Below are 22,804 nucleotides of genomic sequence, written 5' to 3' on the forward strand. Positions count from 1 at the left end.
CCGACCGGCACCGGGTTCAGATGCGCGTCCACGATGTAGAATTTCGCATTCAGCCACGCTTTGCCGATCGGCACATTGCCTGTCTGCGGCAGCTTCGCCAGCTCCTCGTCGTAGAAGCTGGAGTCGATCGCCGCTTCCGTCACGCCGTATGCGTTGATGATCCGGAACAACGAGCCGAAGCGTTCCTGCAAGGTCCGGTAATCCGCCACGCTGCAGCTGTCCGAGCTCGTGATCAACAACTCCATCCAGCTCATATCCAGTTGCTGCTCGTGCACGTACTCCAGGAACGGCACGATCAGCGCCGGCGTCGATTCGAAGATGGTGACCCGCTCCCGCTCAATCCAGTGGTGCAGACGAGACGGATCGATCCGGTCGTCCTTCGGCACAATCACCATCGTGCCTCCGTTGTACAGCGTCCGCGCGATATCTCCCACGAACACGTCGAACGAGAAGCTTGCGAGCTGCAGCAGCCGCACCGGGAACTGATCCAACCGGTATTCCCGCCGGTAGCCCGCCGCCGTGTTCACCAGGCTGCGGTGCTCGATCATCACGCCCTTCGGCTTGCCCGTCGTTCCCGACGTGTAGATCACGTACGCCAGGTCCTCTGGACGGGCTTCATGGAAGCTGTCGGTGCCAACATTCTGATGGCTCTCATCGCCGTCGTCCACAGCATCCGTCAGCTTGCCGGAGACCATGCCGGAGACAATCGGCGCATTCGTCCGCTCCTCGCTGTACGAAGTTTCGTCGTCGAGGTACAGCACCGCCGCCAGCGCCAGTTCCTCTTCGCCAAGCCAGGCTTCGGCACGCTCTCGCAGCGCCGTTTGCGTCAGCAGTACCTTCGCTCCGCTGTCTTCGAGCATGAACCGCACGCGCTCCGCCGGGTAATCCGGGTCGAGTGGCACATACGCCCCGCCCGCTTTCCAGACGGCCAGCACGGCCACCAGCAAGTCCACCGAACGCTCGGCGAGAATGCCGACGATCGTCTCCCGGCCGATGCCGCTTGCACGCAGCGTAGCCGCCAAGCGGTTCGCCCGCTCGTTCAGCTCCGCATACGTCAGCCGCTCGTTCTCGTACACGACGGCCGCCGCTTTCGGCGTGTGCTCCGCCTGTTCCTCGAACAGCCGGTGGAACGCGGCCGCAGGAGCCGCTTCCGGCTGCGCCGGGTTAAACACGCCAAGAATTTGCTCTTTTTCCGCCGACGTCAAAAGCCCCAACTGATTCACGCGGATGTTCGGGTTAGCCGCAACCTTCTCCAGTGCCCGGGCAAAATGACCGTGGATCAGCCTGATGTCTTCCTCTCTGAACGTCAGCGCATTGTACGTAAACCGCAGCAAAATATGCTCTTCCGGAATGACGGTAATGTCCAGGTCGTAGTTCGTTTGCTCCGGCGACTGGATATTACCGATTTTCAGCGCTTCTTTATCTCCGCCGACGACCTGCTCAATCTGTTCTTCCATCGGATAATTTTCAAAGACCATGATATGGTTGATCAAGTCGCGCTTTTGCTCGCTCAGCGACTGAATTTCGAACAGCGGGAACGTTTCGTAAGCTCCCGATGCCAGCGCTTGATCCTGGGTTTTTCTCAAGATATCGGCTACCGTCTCCTCGGCTTTGCCTTGAATACGGACCGGGATCGTATTAATAAACAGGCCGATCATGCTTTCGATGCCCGGAATTTCCGCCGGACGCCCGGATACGACGGAGCCGAATACGACATCCTCGCTGTTGTTATATACCTGCAGAACCAGTCCCCATACGGTCTGCATGAACGTATTGAGCGTCACCTGCTGCTGGCGCGCCACCCGCTCGATTTGCCCGGTCAGTTCCTTGCTGAGTTCCACATCGATTTCAGCCGTTTCAAAAGCGCCCTGCTTCAGCTGCGTTTTCTCCTGGGGCAGCTTGGTCTGCTGATCGTAACCCGCCAAATACTCGGACCAGTAACGCGAAGCTTTCACGGCATCTTGAGCTTCCAGCCATTCGATATACCGGGAGTACGAGGTAACCGGAGGAAGCTCCAGCGTTCGCTTCTCCTGGAACGCGAAATAGGTGTCGAACACTTCCTTGATCATGAAGGACATGCACCAGCCGTCCATCAAAATGTGATGGTGACTCCAGATCACATGGTATGACTCGTCGCCCGTGCGCAAAACTGTCACGCGCATAAGAGAGCCTCGGGCCAAATCGAACTTGCTCGCTTTATCCGCGCTGACGAAATCGGCTATCGTCTTCTCTGAGTCTTCATCGCTTACCGAGCGAATATCTTCGAAGTACACTTCACACTTCCGCTCGCGGAATACAACTTGAATCGGCTCGTCTCTCCAGCCGGTAATAAAGTTGGTCCGCAGCGCCTCATTCCGCTGCACCAGCGTATCCAATCCTTGGGTGAAGGCTTCGACATTCAGGCTTCCGTACAGATCGAAGGTCACCTGTTCGAAGTAAGCTTCCGAATCGGTATCCAGCAGGCTGTGGAACAACATCCCTTTTTGCAGCGGAGTCAGGGTGTATACATTCTCCAGTTCGCCGAGCGCCGCCGTATGTTCGGCCAGCCGCTCCAGTTCCTCCAACGTCACATCTTGAAGCAGTACGTCGCTAGGCGTAAGCTCCGGCCGCTCTTTCGATACGCAATGGCTGATGACTTCACGCAAGCTCGAATGAAGCAGGGTGCCCAGGCGCTCTACCGTTTCCCGTTTATACTGGGTTTCCCCATAACGGATCGTGAGTTCCTGCACTCCTTCCGACACCATACCGTTGATATCGAGGACATAATCCATCACTGCATTCGGGCTTGAATCGGAGCCCGGGCTGAACGGAGACGGCCTCGAGCCGCTGCTTTCGTAATCCTGGTCGAACTGCCCCAAATAGTTAAAGCTTATCTCCGGCTCCAAAGCGAAGCGCTCGCCGTCACGCGGCGCCGACAAATAACGCAGGATGCCGTAGCCGATTCCTTTGTTCGGAATGCGGCGCAAGCTTTCTTTAACCTGTTTCACCTGATGACCGAGCGCCTGGGCGTGACCCGGCTCCAGAACGACAGGGAATTGGCTTGTAAACCAGCCTACCGTGCGCGTAATGTCCACATCCGGCAAAATATCTTCCCGGCCGTGGCCTTCGAGATTCACGAGCACGCGTTCCCGGCCGCTCCAAGCTTGTACCGCGAGGCCAAGCGCGGCAAGCAGCAAATCGTTCATTTCCGTATGGTAAGCACGGTGTGCCTGCTTCAGCAGCTGTTCGGTTTCCTCCGCCGTCCAGCGAACGGTCACGAGCCCGCTGTCCTTCAGCTTGGATCTGCCTTGTTCAAAATCTTTCGGAAGCGGCTCATAGGTCAATTGCTCGATATGCTGCCAATATTCTCTCTCGCTTTCCATCGCCGGACCGTTCGCATAATCAGCGAGCTGTTTCGCCCACGTTTGGAATGAATCCGTTTTGAGCGGCAGACGGATCGGCTGCCCTTGCAGCGCCTGCTCATAGCCGGCAGCAAAATCCTCAAGCAGAATCCGCCAGGATACGCCGTCTACGACCAAGTGATGGATCGCGATGAGCAGGTGGTCGCCGTCGTCGCAGCGGAACAAGCCGAGCTTCACCAGCGGACCGTTTTCCAGATCGATGCTCGCTTGAATGTCATTCGCCTTAGCCTCTACCGCTTCTTTCACGTCGCCGACTCCCTTGAAATCGACAACTTCCAGATCGAACAGCGCTTCGTTCTCCCCGGCGCCGCGGTTCCAGGCGGTATAGCCGTTCTCGGTTTGGCGGTAAACCGTACGGAGAGCATCGTGATGCACGACAAGCTGACGCACCGCTTGGCGTAAAGCTTCTTCGTCAAAGCCTTGCTTGGAGAACTGCATGAACGCCTGGTTGCTGTGATGCACGTCGGCCGGATTTTGTTCAAAGAACCAGCGCTGAATCGGGGTCAAGATGACCTCTCCCGTCACTTCGGCCTGGCTTGCCGTTCTCTCCGCCGTTTGCAGCTGCAAACTAAGGGCGGAAATCGTCGGGTAATGGAACAAATCTTTCATGACCAGCTTGTACCCCGTTTGCAAAAGACGGGACGATACCTGCAAGGCCTTGATCGAATCGCCGCCGAGCGCAAAGAAATTGTCCATCGTGCCGACCTGATCCACGCCCAGCACCGACTGCCAGACCGACGCAAGTGCTTGCTCGGCAGGAGTACGAGGCGCCGTGTATGCAGCCTCGGCACGAATGCTTCCTTCCGGTACAGGCAGCGCTTTACGGTCGATCTTCCCGTTCGGCGTAAGCGGCATTTGATCCAGGCACATGATGCGCGAAGGCACCATATGGGAAGGCAGCGCGGCGTCCAGATGGGCCACAAGCCCTTCCAGATCGAAGCTGGAATCCGCTACGACATACCCGCACAAATATTTCTGCCCCCGCTCGTCCGTCCGGTCGATGACAAGCGCTTGACGCACGCCGGCAAAATTTTTCATGGCCGCTTCAATCTCACCAAGCTCGATCCGATAGCCGCGAATTTTCACCTGGTTGTCGATCCGGCCGATGAAGTCCACGTTGCCGTCCGGCATCCAGCGCGCCAGGTCGCCCGTCCGGTACAGCCGCTCCCCAGCGGCGAACGGGCTGTCTACGAATTTCTCCGCCGTCAAATCCGGGCGGTTCAAGTAACCGCGGGCCACACCCGCTCCGCCGATAACCAGCTCGCCCAACACCCCGATCGGCACCGGCTTCAGATTCGCATCCACGATGTAGAACTTGGCGTTCAGCCACGCTTTCCCGATCGGCACGCTGCCCGTCTTCGGCAGCTTCTCCAGCGGCTCGTCATAGAAGCTGGAGTCAATCGCCGCTTCCGTTACGCCGTAGCTGTTAATAATACGGAACTGCGAGCCGAAGCGCTCCTGCAAGGTGCGGTAATCCGCTACGCTGCACGCATCCGAGCTTGTGATCAGCAGCTGCATCGAGCTGAGGTCCAGACCCTCGGCATGCACATGCTCCATGAACGGCACGATCAGCGCCGGAGTCGATTCGAACACCGTCACGGCGTAGTCGCGAATCCAGCCGTAGAGGCGGGTTGGATCAATCCGGTCGTCCTTCGGCACGATGACCATGGTGCCGCCGTTGTACAGCGTCCGCGCAATGTCGCCGACGAACACGTCGAACGAGAAGCTGGCGAGCTGCAGCAGCCGGATCGGGAACTGATCCAGGCGGTATTCCCGCCGGTAGCCCGCCGCCATGTTCACCAGGCTTCGGTGCTCGATCATCACGCCCTTCGGCTTGCCCGTCGTACCGGAGGTGTAGATGACGTAAGCCAAATCGCGCGGCTTGTTCACATTTGCCGGATTCGATGCGAGATCCGCCGCTAGTACGGTCTTCTCGGCTTCTGCCGTGGCGGACGTTTCGGCAGCAGCCGTTTCCGCTTGCGCCAAAGCCTCCGCCTCTGCGCCTGCTTCGCCCACAGCCGCTTCCGCCGCTCCGAGGCTGTACGTCGCGGCGTCGTCAAGCGCAAGCACCGTTTGCAGCACTAGAGCTCCGTCGCTGCGCCAAGCTTCCGCCTGCTCCAGCAGGCGGGTCTGTGTGAGCAGCACCGACGCCCCGCTGTCCGCGAGCATATACTCGATCCGCTCCGCCGGATAGTCCGGGTCGAGCGGCACATAAGCGCCGCCCGCTTTCCATACGGCGAGCACCCCGATCAACAGCTCCGCCGAACGGCCAGCCAGAATGCCGACCACCTGCTCCGGCTTCACCCCGCGCGCCCGCAGTGCATACGCCAGACGATTCGCTTTGGCGTTCAGCTCCTCATACGTCAGCTTGCTGTCTTCGTAGACAACCGCCAGCGCTCCCGGAGTGCGTTCCGCCTGCTCCTCAAACAACTCGTGGAACGTTCTCTCTCTCCACGACTCATCCGCTTCCAAACCTGTACCCTCTGCGGCGTGTTGCTTCGCAAGAGCCGAAGACGACACGTCAAACCCGATCAGCAAATCATGCTTTTCGCTGTCCGTCAAGATATCCAAATCCGAAATCCGCGCACCCGGCTGAGCCAGGATCGACGCCAATAGCTGCTCGTAATGACCCGCCAGCCGTACCATCGTTTCCTGTCTAAACAACGAGGTAGCGTACTCGATCTTGCAAACCAGCTCGTTATCGGCTTCCACGATATCAAGGCTAAGATCAAACTTTGCCGTCTTTTCCTCGATGTCGAACAGCGACCATTGCAAGCCTTCCAGGGTTAAATCCAAGCTTTCGTGTTTTTGCAAAGAAAACATGGTGTCAAACAGAGGATTCCGGCTTAAATCCCGGCTCACCTGAAGAGCTTCCACCAGCTCCTCGAACGGATAGTCCTGGTGCTCGTAGGCTCCAAGCGTCGTTTCCTTCACTTCCTGCAAGTAATCCAGGAACGTCCGCTCCGCCGCCGGACCCAAGCGAAGGGCCAGCGTATTGACGAACATGCCGATAATCGGCTGCAGGTCGGCGTGAGAACGGGCGGCAATCGGAGTGCCGACCACTATATCTTCTTGTCCCGCGTATTTATGAAGCAATACGGAGTACGCAGCCAGCAGAAGCATATACAGCGTCGCCCCCGAATCGCCGGCAAGCCGTTTGAGAGCTTCGCTTTTCTCCGCATCCAGCGTAAACGTGAGCGTTTGACCGTCAAACTGCTGGACGGCCGGGCGGGAGAAGTCGAGAGGCAGCTCAAGAACCGGAAGCTCGGAGCTGAATACCCCGCACCAGTATTCCTCCTGCCGTTTGATGCGCTGGCGCTGCTCCTCGGATTGCTGCCAAACGGCGTAATCCTTATATTGAATCCGCAGCTCCGGCAATTCTTCCCCATTGTAAAGCCGCACGAATTCGCGCAGCAGCACGTCCATGGAAAGGCCGTCGGAACCAATATGATGAATATCCAGCGCGAGCAGGAATTTCTCTTTCTCCAGTTCGATCAGCAGGGCGCGCAGCAAAGGCGGCTGGGTCAAGTCAAAAGGCTGAATGAAGCCTTCAAGAATGGCCGCAACCTGATCTTCGCTTGCTTGAAGCTTCTCGACCTTGAAAGCTACGAGCGGATGAATACGCTGAACCGGCTCCCCATTCACGATTTCAAAACCGGTGCGCAGCATATCATGCCGGGCCACCAAAGTTGTCAGCGCCTTTTCCACTTTGGCCTCGTTCAAAGCCCCTTCCAACTGCAAGGCACTCGGGAGGTTGTAATTCAGCTCCGAGCCATCCAGCTGGTGTAGGACGTACAGCCTTTTTTGCGCGGAGGAAACCGGATAGTACGCTTTCTCTTCCGCTTTCGGAATCGAGCTGTGCCGCGTTTCTTCCAAGCTGGCAATAGCCCCGGCCATCGACTCTATCGTCGTATAGCGGAACACATCGCGCAGCGGAAGTTCGACGTTCATTTCCTTCTGAATCTTGCTGACAAGGTTCGTCGCCCGCAAGGAGTGGCCTCCGAGCTCGAAGAAATTGTCCAGGACTCCAATGCCGGAGTAGCCCAGCACTTCCTCCCAGATCTTCACAAGCTGGGACTCCGTCCGGTTACGCGGCGCTACGTATTCGACGCCCGTTTGCAAGCCGCCTTGCGGCTCCGGCAGCGCTTTGCGGTCCACTTTTCCGTTGGACGTCAGCGGCATGCGCTCCAGCTGCACGAAGTACGACGGGATCATGTACCCCGGCATTTCCTGGGCCAGCGAGGTTCTCATTTCGCTGATCGTCAGCGTCCGGTCCGCCACAAAGTAGGCGACAAGCGCCTTCTCGCCCCCGCCGTCCTGACGGGCTAGCACCACCGCTTCTTCCACGCCCTCGACGTTCAGCAGCTGCGTCTCGATTTCGTCCAGCTCGATCCGGTAGCCGCGGATTTTCACTTGATGATCGATCCGGCCCAGGTATTCGATGTTGCCGTCCGGCAGCCAAGCCGCCAAGTCGCCCGAGCGGTACAGTTTCCCCCCCTCCGCAAACGGGGAATCGACGAACTTCTCCGCCGTCAGATCCGGACGGTTCAGGTATCCTCTCGCAAGGCCTTCCCCGGCCACGTACATTTCGCCCGCTACGCCGATCGGCACAGGGCGGCGGTTTTCATCAAGGACGTATACGCTCAGCGTCGGGATCGGCTTGCCGATATTGCTCTTCGCCGCCTCAATCTCGACCCACGTAATTTCCTTATACGTAACGTGAACCGTCGTCTCGGTAATGCCGTACATATTAATCAGCTTCGTCTCCGGGTACTTCGTCTTGAAGCCCTTGAGCAGCAGCGGACTCAGCGCTTCGCCCCCGAAGATGACGTTGCGAATCCGCAGATCGTACGGATGGTCCGCCAAGACCTCACGCAGCAGCTGGTAGAAGTACGTTGGCGTCTGGTTCAAAATCGTGACCTGTTCGCGGCCCAGCAGCGCCAGGAAATCGGCCGGATTTTTCGCCGTGAGTGGCGGTACGATGACCAGCTTGCCTCCATACAGCAGCGCTCCGTACATTTCCCAGACGGAGAAATCGAAGCAGAACGAGTGGAACAGCGTCCACGTGTCGGATGGCCCGAAGTCAAACAGGTTCTTGTCGTTGAACAGGAGGCGCACGACGTTCTTATGCTCGATCAGCGTTCCTTTCGGTCTGCCGGTCGTTCCCGACGTGTAGATGACATAAGCCAGGTTGCCCGGCCCGGAAATCGGCTCCAGGTTCGAAGCGTCCAGCGCATCGGCGGAGTCCGCCCCTCTGTCGCGCCAAACGAAATCGTCCAATTCAAGGCGCGTTCCTGCAAAGTCGGTCTTCTCGTGCAGATGCTTTTGAATCAGCAATAACGGCGCGCCCGAATCCTCGATCATGAAGCGGATGCGCTCCTCCGGGTAGTCGGGATCGACAGGCACGTATGCTCCGCCCGCTTTGAGAATCGCCAGAATGCCGACAACCATATCGAGCGAGCGTTCGGCCAGAATCGCTACCAGCTGGTCCGCTTCTACTCCCGTCTCCCGCAGCTTCCGCGCAAGGCGGTTGGATCGCTCGTTCAGCTCGCGGTAGGTCAGCTGCCGCTCGTTCATGATGGCGGCCACGTTGTCCGGGTAAAGCTCCGCCTGCTCTTCGAACAAGCCGTGAATCGTCTGCTGCCGCGGGTAGTCCGCCTCCGAATCGTTGAAACCGCGCACCAGCTCGCGGATTTCCTCCTCCGTGAGCATTTCCAGCGAGGCAATATCCTCGTCCGGCGCTGCTGCGATGGTTTCGAGCAGCTTGTCATAATGTCTGGCGAACCGCTCCGCGGTCTCTTGTTTATACAGAGCCGTAGCGTACTCCAACCGGCATTCGAGCTGACCGTCCAGCTCCGAAATATCCAGGAGCAGCTCGAACTTGGATGTTTGGTTCTCTAGTGGATAAAACGATTGCTCCAGCCCCTCGATGACAATTTGCTCGTTCTCCGTATTTTGTAGGGAGAAGAACGTGTCAAAGAGCGGATTCCGGCCGGTCGCGCGCGGAATGTGAAGACTTTCTACCAAGTCTTCGAACAAATAATTTTGGTGTTCGAAAGCCCCGAGCGTGATGTCCTTGATTTCTTCCAGGTACGTAAGGTACGGCTTGGAACGCTCCGGACGGCTGCGAATGGCCAGCGTGTTGATAAACATCCCTACGATCGGCTGCACTTCTTCCTGCGTTCTTCCTGCAATCGGCGTTCCTACGATCAGATCTTCCTGACCCGAATATTTATGCATAAGGATGGTGTAAGCCGACAGCAGCACCATGTACAGGGTCGTCCCTGTCCGTGCCGCCAGCTCTTTCAGCTTCTCCGTCCGATCTTTCTCGATATAAAACTTCACGGTTCGGCCGTCAAAGCTTTGCACCGCAGGCCGCGGGAAGTCCGTCGGCAGCTCCAAGACCGGCAGCTCGCCCGACAGCTGTTCCAGCCAATACTCCTTCTGCGGCTGGAGCATCTGCCCGTAAGCTTCGGAATGCTGCCAAACGGCATAATCTTTGTATTGAATGCGCAGCGGGGCCAGCTCCTCGCCCCGATACAGGCGGCTGAACTCGTCGAAGAGCAGCGCTGTCGAAATGCCGTCCGAGACGATATGGTGCATATCGAACAGTAGAATGTGGCGATCCTCGGCGACTTCGATCAGGCCGATGCGGAGAAGTGGCGGCTTGGTCAGATCAAACGGGTGATAGTAAGCTTCCACCACTTGCTCCACTTCCCGCTCGCTCGCCTGGAAATAATCTACAGCAAACTCCACCTCGTCATAGATGCGCTGGACAAGCTCGCCTTGAACCTGCTCGATCCCGGTACGCAGCGTCTCATGGCGCTGAATCAGCGCCCGGAACGCGTGCTCGACGCGCGTGCGGTCCAGCTTGCCTTCGAGAAGAAGCGCCGCCGACATATTGTAGCTGCGCTCGGCCCCGTCAAGCTGGCGCAGGACGTACAGACGCTTTTGCTCGGATGAAACCGGATAGTACTCGGCCTCAGCCGCCTTTGTAATCTCATACGTCTCCTGCTGCCTTAAACCGCCGATTCTTTGGGCTAGCTGTTCGATCGTGGTGTAGCGGAAAACTTCCCGCAGCGAAACCTCGACTTGCAACTCTTTCCTAATCTTGGAAACCAGCGTGGAGGCCCGCAAGGAATGACCACCCAAGTCAAAGAAATCGTCTTGGACTCCAACTCGCGCAATACCCAGCACCTGCTGCCAAATGAGAGCAAGTCTTGTTTCCAGCGTTGTGCGAGGTGCCACATACTCACGGCCTGCTTCTACTTCTCCGGTCGGTTCAGGCAGCGCTTTACGGTCAATTTTGCCGTTCGGCGTGAGCGGAAGCTTATCAAGAGACACCAGCCGGGCCGGGACCATATGGGCCGGCAGCTCTTGCTTCAATTGGGACAGCAGATCGCTCAGCTGCAAGGAAGCATCCGCCGCGACGTAGCCGCACAAATACTTTTGCCCCTGCTCATCCGTACGATCGGTCACCACAGCCTGCTTGACGCCCGGGAAACGCAGCAGGGCCGTTTCAATTTCGCCGAGTTCGATCCGGAACCCGCGAATTTTCACTTGATAGTCGATCCGGCCGATGAAGTCGACGTTGCCGTCTTCCAGCCAGCGGGCCAAATCGCCTGTCCGGTACAGACGTTCGCCCGGCACAAACGGGCTGTCCGCAAACTTCTCGGCGGTTAGGTCCGGACGGTTCCAGTACCCGCGCGCCACCCCGGCGCCGCCGATGACAAGCTCGCCCGGAACCCCTACAGGAACTGGCTTTAACGCGGCATCGACAATGTAAAACCGGGCGTTCAGCCAAGCTTTGCCGATCGGCACATGCCCCGACGGCGGCAGCTTATCCAGCGGCTCACCGTAAAAGCTGCTGTCAATGGCCGCTTCGGTAACGCCATAGCTGTTGATGATGCGGAATTGTCCGCCGAATCTTTCCTGCAGCAATCGGTAATCGGTGACACTGCAAGCATCCGAGCTGGTAATCAGCAACTGCATGGAGCTAACGTCCAGCCCTTCTTCATAAATATGCTGCATGAACGGCAGGATGAGCGCAGGCGTCGATTCGAATACCGTAATGTTTTGGTCCCGAATCCAGCCGTATAAGAGGTTCGGATCAATCCGGTCATCCTTCGGCACAATCACCATCGTGCCTCCGTTATACAGCGTTCGCGCGATGTCTCCGACGAACACGTCAAACGAGAAGCTGGCCAGCTGGAGCAGCCGCACCGGAAACTGATCCAACCGGTACTCGCGACGGTACGCATCTGCCGTATTCACGAGACTACCGTGCTCGATCATGACGCCTTTCGGGCGTCCCGTCGTACCCGAGGTGTAAATCACATAAGCCAAGTCTTGCGGGGCGCTGTCGGCAGATTCAAATTCCACGGTTAAGGCATCCCCGTTATAAATCTGTTCATCGTCCATGGCATAGACAGCTTGAAGCTTCAGCCGGTCATCGGCCAACCAACCTCTGGCCCGCTCCAACAGATGACGCTGCGTAAGTAGCACCGATGCATCGCTATCGCTGAGCATGTACTCAATCCGCTCCGCCGGATAATCGGGGTCCAGCGGTACATAGGCTCCGCCGGCTTTCCAAACGGCGAGCACCCCGACCAGCAGTTCCACCGAACGCTCCGCCCAGATCCCCGTAATCGTCTCCCTTCCCACGCCCTGTTCGCGAAGGAGAGAAGCCAGCCGCTCGGCGCGTTCGTTCAATTCGCCGTAGGTCAGCTGTTTGTCCATGTAGACGACTGCCGGATGATCCGGAATTTCCCGGGCAAACTTTTCAACATACCGATGAAACGCTTCTCCCTCGCTCAGCCCTGCCACCGGCGGGTTAAAAACGTTGAGAATGCGGTGTCTCTCCTCATCGCTCAGCAGAGAAATCTCGCGTACCGGCAGTTCGGGAGTCTGAAGAAACTGGTCCAGAACGGTTACATACTGTTCCATAATCCGATCAATCTCGGCCGTCTCGAACAGGCCGGTACGATAGGAAGCATGGAGAATTACATGGCCTTCATTCAGCATATGGTCGAAGCGCAGCAGCAAATCGTCCATCTCGTGCCTAGCGAAGTGAGCCTCCAGGCGTACCTTGATTTCTTCGTACTCCACGATTTTCAAAGGCAGATATTCCAGAGACGTGCGGAACAGCCCCGAAAGATCGTTGCGGCCGTGTTGTTCGCGTAAATCCTGGATCAATTGGTTATAAGGGTATTTCTGATACCGCAGATCCGCCGTATTTTCCTTGGAAACCGTTTGGATCAAGGAAAGCACGTGCCCGTCTGGATTCAGACGAATCCGCGTAGCCACGGTGCTGACGAACATGCCGATCGTTTCTTTTTCCTTCTTGCTGGTGCGATTGGCGAAAACCGTGCCGACCGGAACATCGGTGCTGTCGGTCAGCTTGTACAATAAGGCGTACATGGCGGACAGAAATAACGTATATAAGCTGACCTGATATTGTTCGCTGAAGGCCAGAATGCGTTCATATCGGGAACCGTCCAAAGTGATGGCCAGTTTATTGGATTCGCTGCCGATCGAGAATGGCGGATACGATTTAATGCCGGTCGTTTCAGGCAAAGTGTTGTACTTCGTCAGCCAGTATTCCTTGCCTTTTTGATAACGCTGCGATTGCTCATATTCACGCTCCGCGGAAATATAATCCAGATAGGTAGGGGCCTGGTAACTGCTGGAGATGCCTTTGCGCAGTTCCAGGTATTTTTCCATCACCGCATGCAGCAAAGCATTGACGGACAAGCCGTCGGCGATAATATGATTTACCGTCAAATTGAGCCATACTTGGCCGTTCGCAAAATGGATAATCGTAAATTGGTAGAGGTGTTCGTCGAACACGCTGGCCGGTTTTTCGCTTACTTCTTTCACCCAAGCATAGAATTGTTCGGTTGTGCCTATTTCGAGGCGGCTTATCCTAGCTTGGACATTCTCCGGCTCTTCGAACCACTGCGTTGGATTTTGCAAATCCCCGCTAATGCGGATTCGGAAAACGTCATAGGTTTTGACGATCTCTGCCGCCGCTTGCTCCAGAAGCTGTGTGTTGATCTCGCCCGTAATCTGGTAGGTCGCGGAAAGCATCGTGATGGACGTTCCCGGATTCATAATTTCCATGAACCATATTCGGCGCTGGGCTTGCGTTAATCCATATTGCTCGTTGGTATTCTCTCTCACATCGACACACTCCCGGTTTAGAGATTCTTTATAGATAGGCTTTGTACCTAGATGTCACTTAGTCACTCTTAGAAGAACCGCGCGGCCATTCCCGGAACGGCTCCTTCGGACTCTGTCCCCTTTTTCGTGTCTGCGTTTTCTGGTAACTACCGGTTATAAAGTCATACCTTGGATTACTAAAAGACTCTGTCGCATTCGCAAGCAGGAAGCCGCCCGCCGTAAAGCGGGTCTAGCCGTACAGCCGGGCGTAATAACCCCCGAGCGCCAGCAGGTCCTGATGGCGGCCCCGCTCGACGACCGTCCCTTGGTTCATGACGGTAATCAAATCCGCATGTTCCACGGTGCTGAGACGGTGGGCGATCAGAATGGTGGTGCGCCCCTTCATCAATACGTTCAGGGCCTGCTGTACCCAATGCTGGGATTCGTTATCCAGCGCGGAAGTCGCTTCGTCCAGCAGCAGAATCGGGGCGTTTTTGAGAATCGCCCGGGCGATCGCAATTCGCTGCCTTTGTCCGCCCGACAACGACGCTCCTCTCTCTCCCGCCGGCGTTTTATACTGTTCAGGAAGTTCCTGAATGAAATGGTGAGCGTACGCCGCTTTGGCCGCTTCGATCACTTCTTCATCCGTTGCATCCGGGTTGCCGTAGCGGATGTTTTCCTCAATCGTGCCGGTAAACAAGAACGGCTCCTGCGGAACGTATGCAATCTGCCTGCGGATTTCGTCCAGCGTGTAATGGCCGAACGGTTTGCCTTGGAGCAGGATTTCTCCGCTGTCCACAGGATAAAAGCCGAGCAGCAGCTTGATCAGCGTACTTTTGCCGCTGCCGCTGGCCCCCACGATAGCGGCGACCTGGCCGGGAAACACCTGCATGGAGATGTCGACAAGCACCTTTTTATCCGCCTGATAGGAAAATTCCACATCGCGAAACTCCACCGCAGCCTCCGACACGAGCTCGCTGTGAGGAGATCCCAAACGCTCCGGTTCCTCTTCCTCTCTTAGTACCTCTTGAATCCGGTGAGCGCCCGCGATCGAATTTTGGGTCATCGACAGAACCATCCCCAAGTTCAACAAGGCGTGCGTCAGATTCACTTGCAGAACTGCCAGGGCAGCGACGCTTCCCATTCCCATCAGTCCGTAGGCATAAAGAAGACTGCCGATGACGATGATGCCGCAGAACGTGACGTAGCTGATAAAATGATTCACCGCAGCCTGCATGCCGTTCTTCTGCGCGGTTTGCCGAAGCGTCTGCGTCATTTGTTCGTTCAACGCCTCGTACTGGCCGTAAATCGTGCGGATGCGGAACAGCTTCACAATTTGAATGCCGCCCATAAAATCTTTGAATTTTTCGGTCATTTTACCGAGCGTTTGCAAGCCTTGTTCGGACAAGGTGCGAATATCCCGCGCAAATTTCAGGCTGACCACGGAGGACAGCAGCAGAATGACGAAGGATACGCCGGCAAACCGCCAATCGATCAACACCATGGAGACAATGGAGCCGATGCAAAAGACAACTTGAAGCAGCAAAACGAAGTAAACCTGCGAGAATGTAAACTCAACGGTCGTTACGTCGTTGTTCACCCGCGACAGCAAATCCCCATGGTGCGTCTGCTCCAGGAATCTCGGCCGCACCCGGCACAGCTTGTCATAAAGACGTTCGCGGATATTCAGCACAGTCAACTCGACACTGCGCTGGTATAAGTAAATGAACCAGGGAGAAATCACATTTTCCAGGAACAAGGCCGCGCCCAAAATAATAAAGGCTTCCACCATCAGGGACGTATCTCGGGACACGGCGAAATCAACCAAGTTATGTACGACCAAGCTGAAGGCGATCAGGAACAATGTCTGGGTGAGCGCCGTCACGGCCAGGCCAATGGCGTACTGGGTTTTGCGCTTGCGGTTCATAAACATCAGCAAGTAGCCGAGTTCTTTCACTTGCGAGAGCCATCCGCCCTTTTTCATGTGTACGCCACCTCCCTGCGTTCGGCAGACTCGGTAAATTCCTGATAGTACGACTGGGCGTACAGTCCCTTCATCTTCAGCAATTGTTCATGAGTGCCCTTTTCAACAATACTCCCCTGTTCCATGACCCAAATTTCGTCGGCGTTTTGTACTGTAGAAAGCCGGTGGGCAATAACCATCGTCGTTCTCTGCTTCATCAATACGCCCAGCGCTTCCTGAACCGCGCTTTCCGACTCCGGATCAAGAGCCGACGTTGGCTCGTCCAGCAGCAGAACGGGAGCATCCTTAAGAAAAGCCCGGGCCATTGCAATGCGCTGGCGCTGCCCGCCGGACAAAAGGCCTCCGCGCTCTCCGACATACGTCTGGTAGCCGTCGGGAAGCTGCATAATGAAGGAATGCGCCTGAGCGGCTTTGGCGGCTTCGATAATCTCGTCCATCGACGCTACTTCCCGCCCGTAGCCGATATTTTCAGCGATCGTGCCGCTAAACAAATATGAATCCTGGGTTACCACGGAAAAATGCGACCGAAGCTGCTCCGGATCGGCGCCGTGGATCAGGCTGCCGAACACGCGGATCTCGCCCTGGTCCTCCGGAAGCGGATAAAATCCGCATACAAGCTTAAACACCGTGCTCTTCCCTCCACCGCTCGCTCCGACAAGCGCGATCGTCCTCCCTTCCGGCACCGAGAAGCTAACATTCCGCAGGATCGGAGAGCTCTCCTCATACCCGAAGGTTACGTTCTGAAACTCGATGGGGGCGGCGCTCGCTTTCGAAAGCGAACGGCCATTTTCCGTTTCGGTCGGCTGCTCGACGATTTCGGAGACCCTTCTCAGGGCACCGGCCATTTCGAACGTCCGCGTGATGAGCTCGGGAATATGCTCCAGTGGCTCCAGACACAGATTCAGCAAGTACAGGAAGGCGATCAGCTCTCCCGCGCCTAGCTGCCCTTTGTAGATCAAATAGCTTCCGTAACTGACGGCGAAAATGATCGGGCTGATCATCAGCGTGGAAAGCAGCGGGTTGACCCAGGCTTCCCGCTTTTTCACGGCCAGCTTTTTTTGGGCCGTCAATTGCAGCAGCACTTGGTAGGAGCGAGATAACATGCCGGATAGCAGGTAGCTTTTTACAATAGGCATACCCCCAAGCGTATCCTGGAGGTTGACGTTCATTCGGCCCATGTTCGCCTGGGCTTCCTCCGTCAACCGCTCCAACTGCTTGCCGATCCATTGGGAAACCAGCAGCGCTACGGGAAATAACAGCAGGCTGTACAGCATCAGCTCCCATTGGAGGTAGATCAAATAAGCGAAACAGCCGATGAACACCAGCGGATGATAAAACCACTGGGCGAGGTCCCGAATCATAAACTGCTGGATCAGCTGCAGGTCGTTGTTGATCCGCGACAATACGTCGCCGGAGTGCTGCTTTTCCAAGTAGGAGACCGGGAGTTTGCCGATATGACGCATGACATGGTTGCGGATATCCTGCACCGCAGAGGCGCTGCTTCGCTCCACGCCGAAGCTCATGAAAAACTTCGCCGGCACACCGATCAAGATGACCACAAAGACCGTGTACACGATTTGCAGAACGATTGGCCCCGCCCCCTTCTCGGCCTGGGTGGTCAGCTGCTCGATCAAACTTCCCATCCATATCTCAATAACGGCGGCGGCAATCGCGGACAAGATACCGACGATCATCCAGCCTTTGTGACGGCTTACATAGGACATCAGCCAGCGGAACGCTTTCCAGGCGGCGTAAGCGGTTTGGCGCTTGGAGGGCGCCGCTGTGCCTTGTTCTAGAACAGACGGCTGGCGGTCAGCTTCCATGCAGTACCCCAGCCTCCGCTTCGATCTGCCGCTTGACTTGCTCTAAGATGTCCCGGATGACGACGGCCGTTTCTTCCACGCGCGCGAGTTCCAGCAATTCCTCGTGCGCGCCCTCCAGCCGGTAATCGGCGTAAGCTTGCGTCGTTGCCCCCCGCCAGGAAGGCGATTGGTGCTCCAGGCGGAACGCTTCGCTGTCCTTCGCAATCAGTTCGTAAATCCGGGCCGGGATCGTGCCGGAATTAATAAGCTGCGCTTCGTACGCCAAGGTCGCTTTGACCTTCCGATGAACCCGCTCCCGCACGAGCGGGTTGCTCATTAATTCCTTCTCTTCTTCGTCGAAATCGGCAAGCGTTTCTTCAAGCTCTTTCTCCGACGTTTCGGAAGGCGTCAGCGTGTCCTTAATCCACGAGTCCACCATGAGCACGTCCGTTACGGAATACCCTCTTTTCTCCATCGTTTTGGCTACCTCGAACGTCAGGTTGCCTCCGAAGCAGTAGCCGAGCAGCACGTAAGGTCCTTCCGGCTGGATGCGGACGATCTCGTCCACATAACGGTTCAGCATGACCTCGTAATCGACGGCATCGTCGATAAAATCAATGCCGTAGAGCACGAATTGGCCGTCGAGCCTGCTTGCGAGCTCTCGGTAACCGATGCCGAAGCCGCTGCCCGGAGGGAAGCAGAACACGTTCAGATCTCCTGCTTTATTCAGCTTAATGAAGGAGTCTCCCCCTTTATCCAGGCCCAGATCCCCCTCTCCGAAAGCCATGGCTTCAACTGTTAAATTGTGGAACTGGCGGTTCAGCGGTATCTCGATGCCCGTTTCATCGTAAACGGCTTGAACGAGCCTCATCAGACTTAACGAATTGCCACCCAACTCAAAAAAGTTATCCTTTACGCCGACCTGCGGAACGCCAAGCGTATCCTGCCAGACGCGGGCGATCTTCATTTCGAGCAGCGTTCTCGGCGCGACATATTCCGCTCCTCCGGCCGCGGCTTCCTCCGGCGCGGGCAGCGCTTTGCGGTCGATTTTCCCGTTCGGGGTCAGCGGCATCCGCGAAAGCTGCACGAGGTGCGAAGGAATCATATACCCCGGAAGCTGCTTGGCGAGCTCCTCCTTGAGTTCATGCGCCGCCAGCCTCGTTTCCGCGACGTAATAAGCGACAAGCTGCTTATGGCCGTTCGCGTCGTCGCGGTCGAGCACCTTGGCTTCTTGCACGGCGGCGATCTTCAGCAGCTGCGTCTCGATTTCGTCCAGCTCGATCCGGTACCCACGGATTTTCACCTGATGATCGATCCGGCCCAGGTATTCGATGTTGCCGTCCGGCAGCCAAGCCGCCAAGTCGCCCGAGCGGTACAGTTTCTCCCCCTCCGCAAACGGGGAATCGACGAACTTCTCCGCCGTCAGATCCGGGCGGTTCAGGTATCCTCTCGCAAGGCCTTCCCCGGCCACATACATTTCGCCCGCTACGCCGATCGGCACAGGGCGGCGGTTTTCATCAAGGACGTACACGCTCAGCGTCGGGATCGGCTTGCCGATATTGCTCTTCGCCGCCTCCATTTCGACCCACGTTATTTCCTTATACGTAACGTGAACCGTCGTCTCAGTAATGCCGTACATATTGATCAGCTTCGTCTCCGGGTACTTCGTCTTGAAGCCCTTGAGCAGCAGCGGACTCAGCGCTTCGCCCCCGAAGATGACGTTGCGAATCCGCAGATCGTACGGATGGTCCGCCAAGACCTTACGCAGCAGCTGGTAGAAGTACGTTGGCGTCTGGTTCAAAATCGTGACCTGTTCGCGGCCCAGCAGCACCAGGAAATCGGCCGGATTTTTCGCCGTGAGCGGTGGTACGATGACCAGCTTGCCTCCGTACAGCAGCGCTCCGTACATTTCCCAGACGGAGAAATCGAAGCAGAACGAGTGGAACAGCGTCCACGTGTCGGACGGCCCGAAGTCGAACAGGTTCTTGTCGTTGAACAGGAGCCGCACGACGTTCTTATGCTCGATCAGCGTTCCTTTCGGTCTGCCGGTCGTTCCCGACGTGTAGATGACATAAGCCAGGTTGCCCGGCCCGGAAATCGGCTCCAGGTTCGAAGCGTCCAGCGCATCGGCGGAGTCCGCCCCTCTGTCGCCCCAAACGAAATCGTCCAATTCGAGGCGCGTTCCTGCGAAGTCGGTCTTCTCGTGCAGATGCTTTTGAATCAGCAATAACGGCGCGCCCGAATCCTCGATCATGAAGCGGATGCGCTCCTCCGGGTAGTCGGGATCGACAGGCACGTATGCTCCGCCCGCTTTGAGAATCGCCAGAATGCCGACAACCATATCGAGCGAGCGTTCGGCCAGAATCGCTACCAACTGGTCCGCTTCTACTCCCGTCTCCCGCAGCTTCCGCGCAAGGCGGTTGGATCGCTCGTTCAGCTCGCGGTAGGTCAGCTGCCGCTCGTTCATGACGGCGGCCACGTTGTCCGGGTAAAGCTTAGCCTGCTCTTCGAACAAGCCGTGAATCGTTTTCTCCCGCTCGAACCCGGTCTCGGTGTCATTAAATCGCTTCAGCAGAGTCTCCCTCTCGTCTGGGGACAGCACATCGGCTTGTCCGAGCTCCAGATCCGGCTGAAATAAAAGCACGGACAGCAGCCGAACAAGATGGTCGGCCGCCTGTTCCACAAATGCCCGCTCGTACCGCTGCTTGTCAAAGCTTATTTCCAGCTCGATGGAGTGGTTTTGGCGGTCGAAGCGAAAAACCGTATCGGCCGCCACCCGGTTACCCAGCGGTTCCGGATGAATCGGGGCGAAGGATGCGACGGTGTTGACGACCGGGAGGCCGTCCCCCGTATAGTCCAGATGGAGCGGCTCCACCATTTTCCGAAAAGGCAGGTGCTGATGCTCCAGCGCCTCGCCGATGGAGGCTTTGATGCCCCTGAGCAGCGTTTTCAGCGTAGTCTGGCGGCTTACGGACGTCTTGATCACCAAAATGTCATGCGGCGGCGGAGTCCCGTCGGGGTCTGCGCTATAAGAAGGCATGCCGACCAGCACTTGGTCCCGCCCGGTATATTTGAACAGCAGGCTTTTTACTCCTGCCAAAACAATCATGTACAAAGCCAAATCCGAACCGTTGGCGAGGCAAATGATTCTCTCCGAGAGTTCGCTCGGCAGAGTATGGTGAAGCAAGCCCGGCTCGGCCGCAGCTTCCCCGTCGGCGGATAATTTGGAGGATTGACTGTAGGGAAGGAAGCTCAGGCTGTCATCGGCGTCAAACTTGCCGCTCCAGTACTGTTCTTCCTTTTCAAACAAAGATTTCATTTGTACCTCCCCTAAAAATGAAGTGACCGCATGCCCCGGCGCAGGTCCGAAAAAGCTTGCTTTCGGCCTGCGCGTTTACGGGCTTGGACGTTGTTCGCCGTCTTCCTTGGGATGCGCGCCGCTTTCGCTTGACGGCGGAGGCGCGCTTGTAGGATTAGAACGCGAATTCGATCGTATCGACGGCACTCTTTGCGCCTGCCGCCGGTTTATGACATTCAATCCGGCTTAGCTCGAGTTGTGGATTTTCCGCAATTTGAGACAGTACCCGCAGGTAATCCTCGGTCAAGGTGCGGATCATCGCTTCTTTGAACAGCTTGGTGGCGTAGAAGAAGCCCCCGCTCAGCGCCCCGTTGTTTTCATACATAAACAGCGTCAGATCGAACTTCGCTTCTTCCAAATGGTCAAGCTCGTAAGTCTTCAGGCTGACCCCTTCCAGCTCTGCGTCTCGTTCTTCGATATTTTGCAAGTCGAAAACGGCATCGAACAGCGGGAAGCGGCCCGGCTCCCGCTTCACATTCAAACGCTCCACGAGCTCCTCGAATGGATAATCCTGGTTCTCGAAAGCACCCAAAGCCGTTTCCTTCACTTCTTCCAGGTAGGACAAGAACGTTTTGTCGCCCGACGGACGATTGCGGATCGCCAGCGTATTGACAAACATCCCGATGACCGGTTCCAAATCGGCGTTCGTTCTTCCCGCCACCGGGGTGCCCACGACCAAGTCCTCCTGCCCGCTGTACTTGGACAGCAGCACGGTATAAGCCGCAAGCAGCACCATGAACAGTGTGCTTTCACGCTCGGCCGCCAATTCGCGCAGCCGCGCAGAGAGAGAAGCTTCGACGTCGAACTCCAGATGCGCGCCTTCGTAGCTGCGAGCCGCAGACCGTTCGTAGTCCATCGGCAGATCCGCCGTCGGCAGCTCGCCTTCGAAGGTTTGCAGCCAGTACGCTTCCTGCCGCCCGATCCGCTCTCGGTGGGCCTTCGACTGCTGCCAAACGGCATAATCCTTGTATTGAATGCGCAGTGGCGGCAGTTCTTCCCCGGCGTAGAAACTCGAGAACTCATCGATCACAATCGCCATCGATACGCCGTCGGACACCATATGGTGCATGTCGAAAAGGAGAATATGCAGGTTCGGCTCCAGCTCGATGACCCCGGCGCGCAGCAGCGGCGGCTTGCCGAGATCAAACGGACGAACGAAGCTGCGGACGATCTGCTCGATTTGAGCCGCATCCTCTTTGTCCGCTTGATGATGCTCGATAGCAAAATCGACCTGCGGGTAAATCCGCTGAACCGCTTCGGCCTTCACGATTTCAAAACCGGTGCGCAGCGATTCATGCCGTGTTATCAATTTCCGCAAGGCGGCTTCCAACCGGTCTAAATCAAACTCGCCTTCCACCTGCACCAGCTCCGGCATGTTGTAAAGCTGATCTGCTCCATCCAGCGTGTGCTGAATGAACAGCCGTTTCTGCGCGGAGGACAGAGGGTAGTACTCTCTCTCCTCCGCTTGAGGAATGGCCTCATGCTCCCGCCGTTCCATCCGGGCGATCGCCTCGGCCATCGCCGCAATCGTCGAGTGACGGAATACGTCGCGCAGCGGCAGGTTGACGTTTAATTCCTTAAATACCTTGCCCGCCAGCGTCGTCGCTCGCAGGGAGTGACCGCCGATGTCGAAGAAGTTGTCGTGAACGCCAATCTCCTTCGCAAGCCCCAGCACCTCCTGCCAAATCGCCGCCAGCTTCGTTTCCAGCTCATTGCGCGGTGCGACGTACTCCGTTCCGCTTCCCGCTTCCCCTTCCGGCGCCGGCAGCGCCTTCCGGTCAATCTTTCCGTTCGGCGTCAGAGGCAGACGCTCCAGCTCCACGAAGTACGACGGGATCATATAGCCCGGCAGCTCCTGCGCCAGCGCGCTGCGCAAATCGTTCATCGCCAGCTCCGCTCCGGTATCCGGCGTGTAATACGCGCATAGCGCCTTCTGCCCGTTCGCGTCACTTCGAACCAGCACCACCGCTTCGCGCACGCCTTCCACCCGCAGCAGCTGCGACTCGATCTCGCCCGTCTCGATCCGGTACCCCCGGATTTTCGCCTGGTTGTCGATCCGGCCGATGAAGTCCACGTTGCCGTCTTCCATCCACCGCGC

General features: G+C 57.0%; 5 protein-coding genes. All 5 read right to left on the reverse strand.

The window, feature by feature from the left end; genetic code table 11:
- Window positions 1–13,583: non-ribosomal peptide synthetase (locus G9G54_RS24620; protein WP_165179914.1), on the reverse strand; the 13,583-nt coding region annotated here is incomplete at its 3' end.
- 229 nt (window positions 13,584–13,812) lie between these two features.
- A complete protein-coding gene (locus G9G54_RS24625; RefSeq protein ID WP_165179915.1) occupies window positions 13,813–15,546 on the reverse strand; it encodes an ABC transporter ATP-binding protein in 1,734 nt (577 codons plus the stop codon).
- Window positions 15,543–17,369, reverse strand: coding sequence for an ABC transporter ATP-binding protein (locus G9G54_RS24630; protein WP_165179916.1), 1,827 nt, complete (start codon window positions 17,367–17,369; stop codon window positions 15,543–15,545). The genes G9G54_RS24625 and G9G54_RS24630 overlap by 4 nt, the downstream gene beginning before the upstream one ends.
- A complete protein-coding gene (locus G9G54_RS24635; protein ID WP_165179917.1) occupies window positions 17,359–20,667 on the reverse strand; it encodes a non-ribosomal peptide synthetase in 3,309 nt (1,102 codons plus the stop codon). The genes G9G54_RS24630 and G9G54_RS24635 overlap by 11 nt, the downstream gene beginning before the upstream one ends.
- Before the next feature lie 154 nt (window positions 20,668–20,821).
- The coding region (locus G9G54_RS24640) for a condensation domain-containing protein (protein WP_238808432.1) at window positions 20,822–22,804 on the reverse strand (1,983 nt) is incomplete at its 5' end.

The sequence above is a fragment of the Paenibacillus sp. EKM212P genome (genome assembly GCF_011066115.1).
GTDB classification, from domain to species: domain Bacteria; phylum Bacillota; class Bacilli; order Paenibacillales; family Paenibacillaceae; genus Paenibacillus; species Paenibacillus polymyxa_B.